At 55.6% G+C, this 16,245-nt stretch carries 14 protein-coding genes and 1 tRNA gene; 9 read left to right on the top strand and 6 right to left on the bottom strand.

Translation table 11 applies throughout. The features are described from left to right. The first annotated feature begins 11 nt into the window (after window positions 1-11). Window positions 12-782 (top strand): exodeoxyribonuclease III, encoded by a 771-nt coding sequence (gene xth / locus EDB95_RS20900; protein WP_133996749.1) that lies wholly within the window; start codon window positions 12-14, stop codon window positions 780-782. On the opposite strand, the gene EDB95_RS20895 is transcribed toward xth, so the two are convergent. After that, a complete protein-coding gene (locus tag EDB95_RS20895) occupies window positions 779-3,328 on the bottom strand; it encodes a gliding motility-associated C-terminal domain-containing protein (RefSeq protein WP_133996747.1) in 2,550 nt (849 codons plus the stop codon). The two genes, xth and EDB95_RS20895, sit on opposite strands and share 4 nt — an antisense overlap. 96 nt (window positions 3,329-3,424) lie before the next feature. On the opposite strand from EDB95_RS20895, the gene EDB95_RS20890 reads away from it, so the two are divergent. From EDB95_RS20890 to EDB95_RS27345, 6 genes are all read left to right on the top strand, one after another. Beyond that, a complete protein-coding gene (locus EDB95_RS20890; RefSeq protein ID WP_133996744.1) occupies window positions 3,425-3,781 on the top strand; it encodes a YciI family protein in 357 nt (118 codons plus the stop codon). Between the two features lies 1 nt (window position 3,782). After that, window positions 3,783-4,991: an RNA polymerase sigma factor gene (locus tag EDB95_RS20885; protein WP_133996741.1), complete on the top strand. Its 1,209-nt coding sequence runs from the start codon at window positions 3,783-3,785 to the stop codon at window positions 4,989-4,991. Between the two features lie 24 nt (window positions 4,992-5,015). After that, window positions 5,016-5,744 (top strand): DUF1223 domain-containing protein, encoded by a 729-nt coding sequence (locus EDB95_RS20880; protein WP_133996738.1) that lies wholly within the window; start codon window positions 5,016-5,018, stop codon window positions 5,742-5,744. A 48-nt stretch (window positions 5,745-5,792) separates the two neighbouring features. Further along, window positions 5,793-6,434 (top strand): hypothetical protein, encoded by a 642-nt coding sequence (locus EDB95_RS20875; RefSeq protein ID WP_133996735.1) that lies wholly within the window; start codon window positions 5,793-5,795, stop codon window positions 6,432-6,434. A 164-nt stretch (window positions 6,435-6,598) separates the two neighbouring features. After that, window positions 6,599-7,492 carry a virulence protein RhuM/Fic/DOC family protein gene (gene rhuM / locus EDB95_RS20870; RefSeq protein ID WP_133996732.1) on the top strand — a complete coding sequence of 298 codons (894 nt, stop codon included), beginning with the start codon at window positions 6,599-6,601 and terminating at the stop codon, window positions 7,490-7,492. Window positions 7,493-7,645: 153 nt separating this feature from the next. Then, window positions 7,646-7,721 (top strand) — tRNA-Cys (locus EDB95_RS27345). 1 nt (window position 7,722) lies between these two features. Here EDB95_RS27345 and EDB95_RS27570 read toward each other — a convergent pair. After that, window positions 7,723-8,325 (bottom strand): gamma-glutamylcyclotransferase family protein, encoded by a 603-nt coding sequence (locus tag EDB95_RS27570; protein WP_211352170.1) that lies wholly within the window; start codon window positions 8,323-8,325, stop codon window positions 7,723-7,725. 36 nt (window positions 8,326-8,361) lie between these two features. Between EDB95_RS27570 and EDB95_RS20860 the strand changes: the two genes are divergently transcribed. Then, the gene (locus tag EDB95_RS20860; protein WP_133996729.1) at window positions 8,362-8,718 is read left to right on the top strand and encodes a VOC family protein; all 357 of its coding nucleotides are present in this window, start codon (window positions 8,362-8,364) and stop codon (window positions 8,716-8,718) included. Here EDB95_RS20860 and EDB95_RS20855 read toward each other — a convergent pair. The 4 genes from EDB95_RS20855 to EDB95_RS20840 all read right to left on the bottom strand — a co-directional run bounded on the left by EDB95_RS20855 (window position 8,708) and on the right by EDB95_RS20840 (window position 14,362). Beyond that, window positions 8,708-9,649: a DUF6268 family outer membrane beta-barrel protein gene (locus EDB95_RS20855; protein WP_133996726.1), complete on the bottom strand. Its 942-nt coding sequence runs from the start codon at window positions 9,647-9,649 to the stop codon at window positions 8,708-8,710. The two genes, EDB95_RS20860 and EDB95_RS20855, sit on opposite strands and share 11 nt — an antisense overlap. 155 nt (window positions 9,650-9,804) lie before the next feature. Beyond that, window positions 9,805-10,566, bottom strand: a complete 762-nt coding sequence (locus EDB95_RS20850) for a LytR/AlgR family response regulator transcription factor (RefSeq protein WP_133996723.1) — start codon at window positions 10,564-10,566, stop codon at window positions 9,805-9,807. Continuing rightward, window positions 10,541-11,593, bottom strand: coding sequence for a sensor histidine kinase (locus EDB95_RS20845; RefSeq protein WP_162852709.1), 1,053 nt, complete (start codon window positions 11,591-11,593; stop codon window positions 10,541-10,543). The genes EDB95_RS20850 and EDB95_RS20845 overlap by 26 nt, the downstream gene beginning before the upstream one ends. A 75-nt stretch (window positions 11,594-11,668) precedes the next feature. Then, window positions 11,669-14,362, bottom strand: a complete 2,694-nt coding sequence (locus tag EDB95_RS20840) for a SprB repeat-containing protein (RefSeq protein WP_133996717.1) — start codon at window positions 14,360-14,362, stop codon at window positions 11,669-11,671. A gap of 153 nt (window positions 14,363-14,515) precedes the next feature. Between EDB95_RS20840 and EDB95_RS20835 the strand changes: the two genes are divergently transcribed. Further along, entirely contained in the window at window positions 14,516-16,243 is a 1,728-nt protein-coding gene (locus EDB95_RS20835; protein ID WP_133996714.1) for a flavin monoamine oxidase family protein, read from the top strand. Window positions 16,244-16,245 lie beyond the last annotated feature (2 nt).

The raw sequence follows: 16,245 nt of genomic DNA, 5'->3' as shown, positions 1-16,245 counted from the left end.
ATATTGGTCCCATGAAAATCGCCACCTATAACGTCAACGGCATCAATGCCCGTTTGCCGGTGCTTTTGCGCTGGCTCGACGAATCAAAACCCGACGTCGTCTGTCTCCAGGAGCTCAAGGCTACCCTGGATAAAATACCCGAACAAGCCATCAGGGAGGCCGGGTATGAAGCCCTTTGGCATGGGCAAAAAAGCTGGAACGGCGTAGCCATCCTGACCCGTGGGGCACAGGCCCACGAGATCCGCCGGGCGCTCCCCGGAGACGCGGAGGACATACAAAGCCGGTATATAGAGGCGGTGGTCGGGGACCTGACCATCGGCGGTTTGTACCTGCCCAACGGGAACCCCTACCCGGGTCCGAAGTTCGATTACAAGCTGAGCTGGTTCGAGCGGCTGAACACCCACGCGGCGGGACTGCTGGCTTCCGGCAAACCCGTCATCCTCACGGGTGACTACAACGTCATCCCCACCGGGATCGACGTGTATAAACCCGAGCGCTGGGTCAACGACGCCCTTTTCCGGACGGAAACGCGGGAAGCTTTTAATACCCTGGTCGGCCAGGGTTGGACGGACGCCATCCGTCATCTTTATCCAAGCGATGTAATTTATACGTTTTGGGATTTTTTCCGCGATGCATACGGGCGGAACGCAGGTTTGCGGATCGACCATTTCCTGCTGAGCCCTTCTGTTATAGGACGTTTAAAAGCCGCCGGTGTGGACAAACACGTCCGGGGTTGGGAAAAGTCAAGCGACCACGCGCCGGTGTGGATCGAACTTTCCTAGCGCATCAGCATCAACGTCCCTGTCCGGGTGATCTTACCGCAGGCCGTTTCCGCCCTGATGACAAAGACGTAGGCGCCCGGGGGCTCCGGTTGCCCGCCCACGGTGCCGTCCCAGCAGTCGGCGGGGTCTTTCGTTGAAAAAACCTTAGTGCCCCAGCGGTCGAAAATATCAAACTCATCAAGCGTCACCTGTCCCCAGGTGTGGATCCCAAAACAGTCGTTGTGTCCGTCTCCGTTCGGCGTGAACCCATTGGGGATCATAAACGCTCTTTTGACCGGCCCGGCATCCTTGATCGCCACTGTATCGCTGGCGGCGCACCCATCGGAGTCTATGACTTGGGCCACATACGTGATCGACCCGTCCAGTTCGGCCGTGGGATTGGCGACGGTGGCGTTGCTCAGCCCTGTGGCGGGTGTCCAGGTATAGGTCGCCCCACCTTTTGCTGCGGATACTTGTATGGGTACGCCCTCGCAACCCGTGATCATCACTTCCGCCTGAACGGGCGCCGGGTTGACGACAATCTGGTTGCTGTCGGCTGCCGTGCAACCATCGTTCGCGGTATAGCTATACAGGATCGTGTGTGTTCCCACTCCTGCGTCAGCCGGTGTGAAATTTCCGGCCGCATCCGTACCGGGTCCCGAGTACGCGCCGGAACCCGGCAGCCCTGTTGTTTCGGAGGCGGCGGTCAGCAGTTCCGGGGCGGCGTTGTAACATATCGAGCCCGGGCTGTTGAATTGTACAACTGGGTTGGGTCTGGGCGTCAGGGTGACTGACGGCGTGTCGAAGCCGCTGCGGCGCTCGCAGTACTTGTCAACGACCCAGAGCAGGTTAAAGGTGGTCTGTTGCGAGAGCGGGAGTGTAAGGGTTTGTCCCGGGTCGAGAAACGCGGTGCCGCCCGGAGAAAGTTGCAGGAAAAATGGTCCGGTCCCACTGCTGGCCGTAAACCAAAGCGTCGCGGAGTCCGATCCGCAGTTGGCGATACCGGCAATCCCACCCTGTGGTAAAGGCTTCATCGATACGTTGACCGTCTCTGTTGTATCGGTGCTACAGCCGTTGGAACCTGTAATGTTCGTAAGGGTATAGGTGCCCAGGGCCGGAACCGTGATGAGCGACTGATACACCCCTGGCAGCCCTCCCTGCGTATAGGTATGGGTCCCGTCCGTATAGCTGATCGTAAATGGAGCGGCCCCCTGGGTAGTGTTGTTGAACGTGTTGAACGATATACTGGGGCTATCGCCGGTGCAAACCGTATCCCCTATCAGCGTCCCCTGGGGCAAAGGCGCTACGTACACCTGCTGGCAATAGGAAGTTTGGGTCGGCAAACCCAGGTCGACCATTAGGTTTATATCGTATACGCCCGGGTTCGGATAGGTAACAGGCGCGGGGTTTTGAGCGGAAGACCCGGGAATGTCCGAGCAACCGGCGAAACGGAGCCGGGTCAGGGAGTTGCTATTGGCATTGGGGACGAAAGTATAAATGTCGTTCCCCACCCGAAAAAGGTCTGAAAGGGAATGCGGAAAGCTGAAATTGCCGATATTCCCCAGGTCTGTAGCCCCTGGTACGGTGGTAGGATCGTTGCCAAAATAAAGCTTAACCAGGTCATTGTTGTTCATACCGGTGACGAAACCGTATACCCCGCTGCAGGTTGTAAAAAGAACGATGTCCCTGGGGGTGTTCAGGACGCCGCCCGGGTTTCCTATGTTGACCCCGGTGGGGGTATTCAAAAGGGATGTCCCGAAGTCCAGGCGCGTCAGGCTGTTGCTGTTCATATTGGCTGTCAGGCAATACCAGTTGCCGGCATATTTCACAAACGTCAAACCACACGGATAGTCGAGGTTTCCGATATTGCCCATATTGATCCCCGTGGGCAGATTGGTGAAATCCGGTCCAAAACTTAGCCGGGTAATCGTATTGTCGATGACATTGGTCGTAAAGCCATAGTAGTTGCCCCCTTCGAACCCGATATAGAGTTTATGGGGCAGGTTAAGGCCCCCCACGTTACCCCAGTTGGTGGCGGTGCCTGGATTTGTCAGGGCATTGCCGAAATCGACCTTTACGACCCGAGGGGAGGAATTTGCGGACTGGTTGCCGCCTCCGACCATGATAGCGGTCCAATTCCCGTTGACTTTCAGCAATTGGATGCCCTCCAGTTGTTCGGGAATAACGCCGCCAAAAGTCCCCAGGTCTTCCGCCGTCGGATTATTCAGAAGGCTGTTGCCAAACCGCAACCGGATAAGGTGACCTTCGGCGTAACAAGTGACCAGTCCATAAAAATTCCCGTCTGCATCCTGGACATAACAACCGAATACCGGGTTGTTCACGACGCCGTTTGGATTACCCAGGTTCACGGCATCCGGGTTGGCGCTGAAATCCGCCGCGCAAAAGCTCCAGTAATAATTGGTCGCGCCCACGGAGGTATTGTTGACCGTGAGGGGGGTACCCGCGCAAACCGTGGCGGGGACGGTAAAGCTGGCCGTCACTTGCGCGGCAACAGGGCTATAGAGCAGGAACACCGTGGGCAGGAGTAGGCAGCAAGATCTATTCATGGCTAGGGTAAAAATATAAAGAAATTTCCGTCCCTTTGTCCTAATCAGATCCTCCCGGTTGTCTATACGGCATTAATCACCCAAAAAATCATGGTTATGAAAGAGTTCGCATTATTATTCCGTGTCAACGAAGACCGCGCCACCGTCAGCCCCGCCGAAATGCAGGAGAGGATGACGAACTGGATGAACTGGATGGGAGGGATCGCCGCCCGGGACCGGCTGGTCAGCAACGGCAACCGTCTGGGCGTTAAGGGGTCCAAAGTAGTGACACCTGATGGGTTGGTGTCCGACGGCCCGTATACCGAAGTCAAAGAATTCATCAACGGCTACATCGTGATCAAAGCCCCCACCGCCGAAGAAGCCGCCGAGATGGCCAAAGGCTGTCCCATTATCACTGGCGGGGGTGGCAGGGTCGAGGTCCGTCCCCTGGTAACCCCGGACAACCAGGAATAAGATGATCGCACAGCTCTACCGGGCGGAATACAGTAAGATGGTGTCCGTTCTTTGCAGTCGGTTTGGGATCGAACAGATCGACGCCGCCGAAGACATCGTCAGCGAGACCTTTTTGTCTGCCGCGGAGACCTGGGGGTTGAAGGGCGTGCCGGACAACCCGGTCGCGTGGCTGTACAAGGTGGCTAAAAACAACGCGCTCAACGGCCTGAAACACGACAGGGTCTTTCGCGAGCGCGTCCGGGGCGCGTTGATCCGTGAAGCAGCCGGCAGCCTGGACCCCGACCTGGATTTCACCCCCGAAGGCATCGCCGACAGCCAGCTACGGATGCTATTTGCGGTTTGCCATCCGGTCATTCCCCTGGAGGGACAGGTTTGCCTGTCCCTTCGGGTGCTTTGCAGCTTTGGCATCGACGAGATCGCCCGCGCGTTGCTGACCAACGCATCCACGGTCAACAAGCGATTGTACCGGGCCAAAGAAAAACTGCGGGCCGAACACATCCCCCTCGATGCCGTTTGCGGCCCCCGGCTGGATGCCGTGCTGATCACCCTTTATCTCTTGTTTAACGAAGGGTATTATTCCGCCAGTCCCGACCACGTCCTCCGAAAGGACCTTTGCCTGGAAGCCATGCGGTTGGCCTACCTCGTGGCCCAGCACCCGCGCCTGGTCCGCCCGGATGTCTATTCTCTCCTGGCCCTCTTCTGTTTCCAGGCGTCGCGTTTCGACGCCCGTCTGGGACCGTCGGGCGAACTTATCTTGTACGAAGACCAGGACAGGTCATGTTGGGACCGGGAGCTCATCGACCGGGGCAATTATTTTTTTGTGCAAGGCTGCAAGGCTGATACACCCGGCCGGTATCACCTGGAGGCGGCCATTGCCTGGTGGCATACCCACCCCGCAGAGGACGAGGAAAAGTGGTCTCAGATTCTGAGGTTGTATAACCGTTTACTCGTGGTACACTATACCCCTGTCGCCGCTTTGAACAGGGCGTATGCTTTTGCACGGGTATACGGGAATGCCAAGGCCATCCCGGAAGTGGAGAACCTCGACCTCGACGGAAATCTTTTTTACCATAGTCTGCTCGGGGAGCTCTATACAGGGGTGTCTTCGGACAAAGCCACGCAACATTTTGAAAGAGCTCTGGCGCTCGCCGACAGTGCGGCCGAAAAGGAAGTGATCGCGCAAAAACTTGCCCACCTACAGACTGCCTGACTTTGCGTATCTTGTAAGCCCTGTATGAAGCTCCTTCTTTTTTGCACGCTTGCCGCGCTCACCGCGTGTATGTCGGCGGGTAAACCCGGGCCGGGTTTTGCCGTCGTGGAGTTGTTCACCTCCGAAGGCTGTTCCAGTTGTCCTCCTGCCGACCGCCTCATAGCCCGGCTGGCCAAGGAATACGGCGATGAGCCGGTATACATCCTGGCCTATCACGTCGACTATTGGGATCATCAAGGTTGGAAAGACCGCTTCAGCAACCATGCGTTCACCGAACGGCAAGGCCGCTACGCTGAATGGCTGCGCCTGTCTACTGTATACACTCCCCAGGTGGTCGTCAACGGCGTCGCGGAAAATGTGGGATCCAATGAGGCGTTTCTCCGCCGGGTCATTGCTTCCGGTTTGGCGCAGCATCCGGAGGGTTCCCTCACACTTCATGCGGCGGCCGGCCGTTCCGCTGTTGCTGTCTCCTTTCAGACCACGGGTACCTTCCCGGGAGCCTCCCTGGTGCTCGCCCTTGTACAAAAGGACGCGCAAACGGACGTCAAAGCCGGGGAGAATGCGGGCAGAAATCTTTCGCACGTACAGATCGTGCGCGCGTTGGACACCGCCGATCTTCATAAAACGGCCGATACGTTGGCGCTTCCCGCCGATTATACCCCCGGAGGATGGGAAGTCATTGGGTTTGTGCAACGCGCCTCCGATGGGCAGATTCTTTGCGTCGCGCGTTGTAATATTGACGGGGAAAAATAAGCGCGTGTAGTTCTCTTTTCCGCGCTCAAAGCTTATCTTGGTTTTACTATGGGAGTGTTCGCCTCTTTCTCCGGCATCGTCGGCAAAAACTACCAGGAAGTCGTTAAAAGCCTTGTCCGCTTCGCACAAAACCGCGGCGGCGCCTTCGAACCGGCGCAGGTTAAAGGAAAACCCGATCATTTCTGTATACTACAACAACAGGGTGCGCACACGACGATTTCGTATCCGGACTATTTTGTAGAATGGGACGAATGCGCCGAATTCCTGTCCCAGGATTTGAACACCGCTGTTTTCTCCTTTCATGTCCACGACGGCCTCTTATGGCTGTATACGTTTTTTGTAAACGGGGAAACGGCGGACCAGTATAGCCCGATGCCCGACTTTTTCGAAAAGCTCACCGGGGAGGAGGTCCGGCGATGGGATGGCAATGTGCAGGTACTGGCTCAATATATACCCGGTCTCGATCCTGTCGCCACTGGAGAATACCTGGTGCGGTGGGAAGGGGTCAGGAAAGACGCCGTGGAGAAACTACGAGGCTTTATTGGTTTAATCGGGCTCCCTTACCCTTTTGACGAAAATGGTCGTCCGACGGGGCAGGCGTATCGGTTTTGGACGCATGCGTCGCCTTTGGAGGAAAAGGAGGAGCCGGCTTTCGAGGATCCGAAAAAGCCTTGGTGGAAATTCTGGTAGAGATTTTGCAGATCAACCACCGAAGATTTTTCGGTAGTTCTAAAATATTGATTATCAAATACTAGGCCGTGACTGAAGGAAAAGGGGAGATTATAATATACGAAGGTGACGCTCAAATCGAAGTAACCCTCCAGGATGACAACCTATGGCTCTCACAACGCCTTATGGCTGAGCTATTTGACAAAAACAGTGACACCATCGGGGTCCACATCAGGAATATCTTTGATGAAGGTGAGTTGCCGGAAGATTCAACTACCGAAAATTTCTCGGTCGTTCAGCAGGAAGGCAATCGCAAAGTCAAAAGGACGGTCAAATATTACAACCTCGACGTCATTCTATCCGTGGGCTACAGGGTGAGTTCCAAAAGAGGAACTGCCTTTCGCATTTGGGCCAACCGGATATTAAAAGATTATCTGGCAAAAGGCTACGCCTTAAACGAGAAAAAACTAAAAGAAAAGACCGAGCAATACGAGAAGCTGAAGCAAGCCATGAAACTGCTGAGCAATGTCATGGAGACCAAGGCCCTCAACTCCGACGAAGCCACAGGTCTTATAAAAGTGGTCACCGACTACGCCTATGCCCTGGACGTACTGGACCGTTATGATCACCAGCGTCTTGAAATAGACGCCACATCCACGCGAGACCTGTTTCGGATCACCTACCCTTCCGCCATTGATGCCATCAAAGGATTGAAGGATAAGTTTGGGGGAAGTGCGCTTTTCGGCAACGAAAAAGACGAATCCTTCCACGGTTCACTTGCCGCCATTTACCAGACCTTCGATGGAAAAGATCTCTACCCAAGTGTAGAGGAAAAAGCGGCGAACCTCGTGTATTTTATCGTAAAAAATCACTCGTTCTCCGACGGCAATAAACGGATCGCGGCGTTTCTTTTTGTCTGGTTCCTGGAAAAAAACGCCCTCCTCTACCGGCCGGACGGTTCCAAGAAAATCGCCGACAATGCATTGGTCGCCTTGACCCTCATGATTGCGGAAAGCAAGCCGGAGGAGAAGGATATGATGACGACGGTGGTCGTCAATCTAATTAATGCCAAAAATTAAGGCTATATTTGCCCCAATGAAAAAACAACTGTTATACTGTAATCCGCTCTGTTGCGTCCCGCAAGGACACAGGCGATCTATTGTATGACATAAGATATTTGCATACAAAAAGCCCGCCTGGTTCTTACCATGCGGGCTTTTTGTATTCCCCAGGAGCATGTACCCAATGTTGGCAGTGGGAATAGTCTGCAAAACTATTGAAACAGTGGTTCGATTCCGCTCGTGCTCTCCTATTCGTTAATAGCATATATGTACCCGACGCCGAGCTCACCATCGTCTAATTCAAACGGAGCCAGGAGCCTTTTGTACTCTTCTCCTTCGAATTCATCCAATCGCGGCCAGTGGTCCGCTAGCTCTTCTGAAGTCAGCACGAACACCGGGATTCGGTCGCCTTCATCAGCGGGGCGAAATCCCAAATAACCGAGGCCGGCGCCCCAGCCTCTGTCCTCAAGCTTGCCCAGGACAAAACCTTGCCGCCAGGTACCCGCGATGTACTCGACAATATGATGATTAGGTCTGCCGGGGGCGAGCGAGCCATAGACGATCAGAGACCGCTCCGGTAGGTAAGTTCGATTCATCCGTTTTACCACCATCACTTTGAGAAACAATTTTACTTCGTCGTTGGCGGCATTGTCATCGAGCTTTTTCTTGGCATTGCGTATCAGCTCGTCACCGGCACTGTCCCGCAATATCCAGGTAAAATCCTGAATCAAGTCTTCTATAATCTCCCAGTCCAAATAAGAATTGAGCGGTTTCCCAATACCCATCTTGGGAAGTTTGTGCCAGTCTCCGTCGACACATTCAAATTCTTCCAGTTTTTCCATGGTGAGCATACCCAAAAGTACCTCTTTACCTCATACATTTACCCCATGAACCTCACCCTGCTCGTCATCCGTTCGGCCATCCCGGAACAGTTGGCCGAATTTTATACGCTTTTCGGATTGACCTTCGATTACCATCGGCATGGGAATTCACCCTACCACTATTCTGCCCATATAGGACCTACCCTGTTGGAAATCTATCCTCTTTTAAAAGGTCAAGAGAAAGCCGACACCTCTATCCGCTTGGGGTTTGCCATCAACGAATTTGAACAGACAGTTGCGGATCTGACCCTGCTCGGCGCCACCATCCACCAGCCGGCCGTGGAAACGGAGTGGGGGCTTATGGCGATTGTCGGTGATCCCGAAGGGAGGAAAATAGAACTGTATAAGGAGACTAAAATTTAAAGCTCACCCCCACCTGCCCCAAAAACGCCCCCTGATTATAGGACACCTCCGCAACCCGCTTGTTCAAAGCCCCGAAGTTGTCAAACCCCACTGTCTGGTTGTTGTCAAACGTCCGCAATTTAGAGCTGACGGCGTAACCGGCGATGAGGTGCGTGCTCCAGCGTCTGTTGAAGGTGTGCTCGTACATCAGCCCGGTGCTGATCTGTTGCAGCTCCAGGTACTTCCCGATGCCACTGGGGTCGTTCAGGCGGTAGGCGGTGGTATAAAACCCCTGTGTCAGGGCCAGCGTTTCGGTCTTGTTGAGCTTGTATTTAAGCGACGTCCGGAACGGTAGGAAGCCCTCCAGTTCCCATTTCTTGCTGATCGTCCAATCGATATCGGGGAGGGGGATCAGAACATTGCCGCTGTAGGCGTGGGAATATAAAAGGGTTACGCCGAACTTGAAGTGGGTGGCCTGGCGGAAACCCCAGCGGATACCGGCGCTGTATATAATATCGGACGCGTCGACGTCTTTTCTGAAGTCGGAGGCGACGCCGGCTACACCGAGGGCGGTGATGTTGGTGTTTCTGGACAGCATGTAGGTGGCGCTGAATGTGGCGCTGACGGATTGGAAGTTGGACACGCCGATGGGGTCGCTGCCGGAGCCGGATAAAAACAAGCCCTGGTAGCGGGCGCCGCCTTTTATCAGCAAGGGGTGTTTCGTCTTCATGACTTTGTAGACGGGGCTGCTTTCATCTACGATCGCCTGTTGCAGGGTCTGAGACCCGCCCATGGGGGAGACGATGTAGCTGGTGTTGACCCCGCCGAGCAGGGGGGCATAGGTCGTGAGCGGCTGGCTGAGGGAATCGTTGCGAACGATGCGGCCCTGCGCGCAGAGGTGGAGGGCGGAGCCCATAGAAGCGAGTAAGAGGAGAACCGGGAGACCTTTCATGGGACGAAGGTCCGTTCTTGCCTGGGGGGCGGCTAGCCCGGCGACCGCGAAGCGGACAAATTGCCCGCGGAAGCGGGGCGCTGCGGGAGCCGGCGACCGGGAAGCCGCGGCTGGGAAGCGGGCGGCTGGGAAGCGGGCGGCCGGGAAACGGCCAGCTAGGAGCTGGCGAGCCAGTCCAGAAACTGGGTAATCTTCTCCCTGCTCACCGTCACGCTCTCGGGCGCCTGCACCGAAAGATGCACTGACAGCTTTCGGGCGAGGTGACTGGAGGCTTTGACGACCGCTTTCCGGTTGACGAGGAACTGGCGGTTGGTCCGGAAGAAAAGGGGCTCCGCCACCTTCCCGACTTCGTCGAGGCTTTTGTTGAGGGAAAAGGTTTTGTTTTCGAAGGTGGTCAGTGTTACGAGACCGTTCCTGAGGTAGAAAAAGGCGATCTGGCCAAGAGGGACCGGCAGGATCTGGTCCTGGTAATAAACCAGGACGGAGCCGGGTTCGGCGTCCCTGCGGACGGCAAACAGTTTTTCCAGCGATCCGTAGTCTATGGCGGCGCCTCCCTTGCCGGAGGTGAAGGAAAGATATTTGCGGATGGCCGCCGATACCGAATCCAGGGTAAACGGCTTTAAGATATAGTCGATCCCGTTTGCCTTGAAGGCGTTTAGCGCGTACTCGTCAAAGGCGGTGCAGAAAATGACGGGGATCTTCAGGTCGACCCTGGAGAAAATGTCGAAGCTCAGGCCGTCGCCCAGTTGTATGTCCGAAAAAATCAGGTCGGCGTCGCGATGGGCTTCCAAATAGGCCACGCTCTCCCGGACACTGTGCAAAACGGCTTCGATCCGGGCCTCGGGGTGGCGCTCCACGATGGTGTCCGCGAGGTCATCGGCGGTCAGCTCCTCATCCTCTATGATGATAATCTTCATACGACAATACTTTGATGCTTACGGAAAAAAGGCCGTTTTCGCGGCCGACGAGCACGCGCTCGTCTGAAATCAGGCGGTAACGCTCTTCCAGGTTGGCCAGGCCCTTCCGGCTGGGGACGTCGATGTAGGCCTTGGGACGGATGCTGTTCTCCGTGACGATCCAGCCGTCCTTGTAGTACACCTTGATCAGCAGGGGGGCGTAGGCGGTGATTTCGTTGTGTTTGATGGCGTTTTCGAGCAACAATTGCAACGCGAAAGAGGGGACGGCGCCCGTCTGCATCACTTCGTCCGGGACCTGTATGTCGCAATGCAGGGCGTTTCCGAAACGGATCTTTTGCATGACGATATAGTCGTTGCAAAGTTTGATTTCGTCCATTACGGTGGATACCTTTTGCTGGCTGTTCGTCAGCGATGCCCGTAGAAAATTGACGAGGTGGGCCAGGTAGGCCTCCCCGGCGGGCACGTCCCTTTTGTAAAGACTCTTGAGCATGCTCAGGGCGTTAAAGAGAAAGTGGGGATGCGTCTGCTGTCTCAACAACTGGTAGGCCGATTCCATACTGGCGGCCTTTAGCTCGGCGTTCTCCAGGAGTGTCTTTGATTTTTCGTAGTCCAATATCGTGACCTCGTGCGCAGCGGCAACCATCATGTAATTCAGGGAGGCTTGCAAAACGATGCTGGGAAATTCGTGATAGAAATGCCAATTGCCCGTACTACCACGAGACGTCCAGGTGAAAAAGACCCAGTCTGTCAAAATGGATAGGCAAAAACTGAGGACCGCGGTGGCCAGGTAGCGCAGCGTTCTTTTCTTGCGTTCGCTCCACCGGACGTATCGCTGGCAAAAAAGGAAGACGCCGATGTTGATCATGCCGATGATCGTCGTCCGCACCCCCACGATGATGGCGGACTGGACACCCGCGCCGCGGCCCAGCTTGAATACGGCCACAAAGGAAAGGGCATATGTAGCAAGCAGAAGCGCAAGTACCAGGGTCGCCAGGATCAACCTTCTTATAAGACGTTGCAAACTCACCCGGCAAAGGTACTGCGGGGGGGCATCATTTACCCCCCGCAGCGCCCAAAACGGACAAAACGCCCCTTGAACCGGTCATTCCTTTATAACCTCCGTGGCGTTTCCGTTAAAAACAACGAAATAAACACCCATGGGGAGCGCCCCCAACTCAAGGCTCGTCGCCGTTGTTCCGGCAGCTATATTCCTGGCAAGCCATATCCGGCCATCCACGCTCACCACTTTGACCAGCCCATTCCCGTCTGCTTTGGGGTAGGTTACAGTCACGGGTCCGGCGCCGGTGAACAGGCGGGGGTATACCGTATATAAAACGGCGCTGCTCACGGAGATCACTTGACTGTAATGGACTGTCCCGCCGGCTTCCACCATCTGCAACCGGTAGTAAACTACCCCCGAAGGCGGGTGCGCGTCCGTCGTTGCATAACTGTTCATCGTCCCGTTCTTGGCTGTTACCTCCCACAGGGGCGTAAAATTGATACCGTCCGTGCTTCGTTCCACGACATAGTAGGCCAGGTTCGTTTCGATGGCGCTTTGCCAGTTGAGTTGCACAACACCGCCGTTGTACTGACCGGTGAAGGTCAGCAACGACTCGGCCAGCACCGTGCAGAATTCCAGGCTCACGCTCGTGCTGCTGGTGCTGGTGCACCCGCCGATCACGCTGGTCAGGGATATCTGGTATGCACCCGTATCCGTGGCCGTCACCGGGTTGATCAAGAGCGAGTTCCCGGTACTCGTGCTGCCGTCGGGGTGTTGCCAGGTATAGCTGTAGAAGGGGCTGGCGGGGAGGGAAAAGGTCGCCGCCCCCCCTGCGCAGGTGCCGCCCGTGACCGTCACCACGGGCGGGGCCAGGGTATTGACGGACACATTGCTCGAATAACTGTTGCCACAGGCGTCGGACATTTCAAAAGTATAGGTCCCTGCCGTCAGGCCGTCGAATACCGGTGTCGACTGAACAGCAGACGCTGTCGGGGAAATCATCTGGAACGTGTAGGGTTGAACCCCGCTGGCGCTGTCGGGCAGCAAGGCCACGTTCCGTGTAGTGCCGCAGTTGGCAATGGCCGGCAGGGTGGAAAAACTGGGTTGTGTGTACGCGGGAATGTTGATCGTGTCCCGGAGAACGTCGCAACTGCCGTCCAGCCCGGGAAGATAAGTCCCGTTACTCCCAAAAAGGTTACTATAATTATAAGACAGATAATAGGTGCCGCCGGGCAGGCCACCGTCGGTGGAGGAATAGGAATAGCTGTTAATGTCTGCGTAGTGCGCCGAATTGACATAAATGGAAGCAGAATTAACGCCCCACTCACCGGCAGTTGACGTTACTTGCATCGTGATCTCATTGTTACCGCTGCAACCAGCTTTCATCGTAGCCAAAAAGGTATCATGGCGCAAATCGGAAGCCTGTACGGTCACGGTAATGCTGTCCTTCTCCCCGCAGGTGCTCACGGCATAGAATTTATAGGTGCCGACGGGAAATTCATCCAGGTACCCGGCATTGCTCATGTCGGTTGTAAGGGTATCCGGGTACGAAAAGGTATGCACCGTGCCATCGGCAAGTGTCATCGATGGCGCACCGGAAGCGATGATGATATAACTCAGATCCGCAATGTTCGTGGTTAAAATTATCGCCGCGGTCCCCTCCCTGCAGGTGCTGTATGACGCCACCTGAACGCCCGAAAAGTGAAACCCGGGCGGGGCTGCCCAATTAAATGATACGGTATCCGAACTACAACATTCCTGCCGGACGAGTTTATACCCGTTACCGGGCGGAAAGCCAGAAAACCAATTGCTTGTCTGGGTTGCCAGAACGGTACCCGACGGGCTGATCAGGGTATAGGTTGGTGTCCCGCAAAGAATAGGTGTACCGAATAAATACGAATATTGTCCCCCGCAGCCCACCGGTGGTACGGAGCTGACTCCAATGTCCAGGTATGTCTTCAAGTTTAAAGACGACCCTTGTTGGGAACCGCAATTATCGGTTATGCTATAGCTCACCAGCTCGTTATTGCCATAAATGTGGTGAAAATGGAAGTTAAAGGTAACGGTGCCCGGCGCGCCCGTGAACACCTGGGACAGCACCCGTCCATCGGGTAACGTGACCGAAACGGTATACGGCGGTCTACTACCAGGCACGCCCGTTAATATCTCAAGGGAAAATGAGTCACAGGATATGGCTGACAGAATTCCAAAAACAGACATAGACTCCGCGCTGGCGGCGGCAAGGGTGACGGTCCGGGTCTGAAAATTGCCGCAGGAGTCCGACACCCGGTAAGTATAACTGCCGGGCGCCAGATTGGTGAACACATTGCTTGTTTGCGGACCCGCGGTCACGGGAGATGGGCTGATCAACGAATAGGAAAACGGACCAACGCCACCGGTCACGGCGACCGTTAGCGATCCGTCACTGCCGCCCGGGCAGGTTGGCGATTGGGTGGTCGCCGCCGGCGACGGAATGGTATAGCTGCCCGTCACCGTAACGGAGACCGTATCGGAGGTATTGCAATTATCGGTCACCTTTACGGAATATGCACCCGGGACCAAAGACGAAAACACGTTGGACGATTGCGCCGGAGCTGTCGACGGTCCGGCAATGATCGTATAGGTATAAGGCGTCGCTCCTCCGGAGGCCAGTACGGTTATCGTACCGGAGGCCTGGCAACTGCTTTGAGTCGCCGTAATAGAATTAACGACCAGGCTGGAGGCGGCAGGACATTGCGCTTTTACCGAAAAGATACTTACGGTGACCAGAAGAAAGCAGAGTAGGATACGGATCATGACAGTGCAAGTTACCCTATGGGTTGCAATGGCCGTGTAGAGCCACGTCGACTTGGTGTCACGCAGTCGGCCGTATAAGCCCGTAGAAGTGTTTGTACAAAAACCCGTCTTTTTACGGGGGGTGGGGATAAGAAAGCACAGTAACTTAACCCCATGGACACCTTACAACTTGACGTCGCCGTCATCGGCGCGGGCTGTTCCGGCGCGTATAGCGCATGGAGGCTGCAGCACCAGTTTGGCAACAAACAACGCATCGCGCTCTTTGAATACAGCAACCGCATCGGCGGCCGTCTGTATACGGTAACCCTCCCGGGTTTACCCAACGTAAAGGCGGAAGTCGGCGGGATGCGGTATATCCCTTCCCAACACAAAATGGTGGCCGGACTCGTTGCCCACCTGGGTCTGGAGACAAAAGACTTCCCGATGGGCGCACCCAAACCCGTAGGCTCTAACTGTAACCTTTTTTACCTCCGCGGCAAACACCTTCGCCTCCATGAGCTGGCGGATCCCGAAAAGGTGCCCTATAACCTTTCTCATTTGGAACGAGGCCTGGGCCCGACCAATTTGCAGGTGCAGGTCATGAACTATCTCGCCCCCAATATGCAAAACCTCTCTCTTTGCCAGCAGATGCAGCTCAAGGTCTTTGGCAAAGAGCTCTGGCAATACGGGTTCTGGGACCTGATGTACCGCGTCCTGAGCGGTGAGGGGTATCGTTTTATGAAAGACGCGGGCGGGTACGACGCCAACGTGGCCAATGCCAACGCAGTCACACAACTGCCCGCCACCGAATACAGCGACGAGACGCAGTTCCTGACGCTAAAGGACGGCTACGACCAGTTGCCGATACGGCTGGCAGAGCAGTTCGAACAAATGCGCGGTGTCACCGAAAAAGAAGAACGGCTTTTCCTCAACCATGCCCTGACGGAAATCCAAACCAGCGACACCAACGGGTACAAATACAAGCTCGTTTTCCGGCTAACGGAGACGACCAACGGCAAAACAACGATGATACCTGGCACAACGCGCGTCGCTTATGCCAACAAAATCATCCTTGGGCTTCCCCGCCGTTCGCTGGAGCTCATCAAAAGCCCGCTCTTCGAAGACAAGCAGTTTAAGTCCAATCTCAAATCGGTTCTGATCCAAAGCGCCTTCAAGCTTTTCCTTGCGTATGAGCGGCCGTGGTGGCGCACCCTGGGACTCGTGGCGGGCCGGTCCGTCACCGACCTCCCGGTCAGACAGGTGTACTACTTCGGTACGGAATCGGAACAAAAGGGAGGCAAGCCCTGGCTGAATTCCCTCCTGATGGCGTCTTACAACGACATCAGCACCGTGCCATTCTGGAAAGGCCTCGAACGGGGGGAGCCCTTTACCGGGTACCGTCCCTCCTGCATAGAGGACAACGTAAAGTCGATGGTGTTGCCCCTTCCCCATCAGCCGACCGAAGAAATGGTCCTGATCGCCGGCAGGCAGCTTGCCGAAGTCCACGCGCAGCAGGAAGTCCCTCCGCCTTACGCGGCCGTTTACCACGACTGGAGCGACGACCCCTACGGCGGCGGCTGGCACGAATGGAAAGCCGGCTATCGCCTTGATGAGATCATGTGGCAAATGCTGAAACCCTTCGAAGGGAACGACGTTTTCGTGGTGGGAGAAGCCTATTCCATCGGACAAGGCTGGGTAGAGGGCGCCCTGGATACGGCGGAGACCATGCTCGAAACATACTTTGGCCTTGACCGGCCTTCCTGGCTGGACAAGGATTATGCGCTGATGCCGGTGCCCCAGGGCGGGTGCGGGGCCCTTGGAGGGTGTATACCCGCCACGGCGATGGGCGCCACCCTATCCTCGATGACACCCAATTGCCTTGACAAAATACAGGAGGGTTGACC

The organism is Dinghuibacter silviterrae (assembly GCF_004366355.1).
Classification (GTDB): domain Bacteria; phylum Bacteroidota; class Bacteroidia; order Chitinophagales; family Chitinophagaceae; genus Dinghuibacter; species Dinghuibacter silviterrae.
The sequence above is the reverse complement of the archived record's forward strand: the minus strand, read 5'-3'. Positions and strand labels throughout refer to the sequence as shown.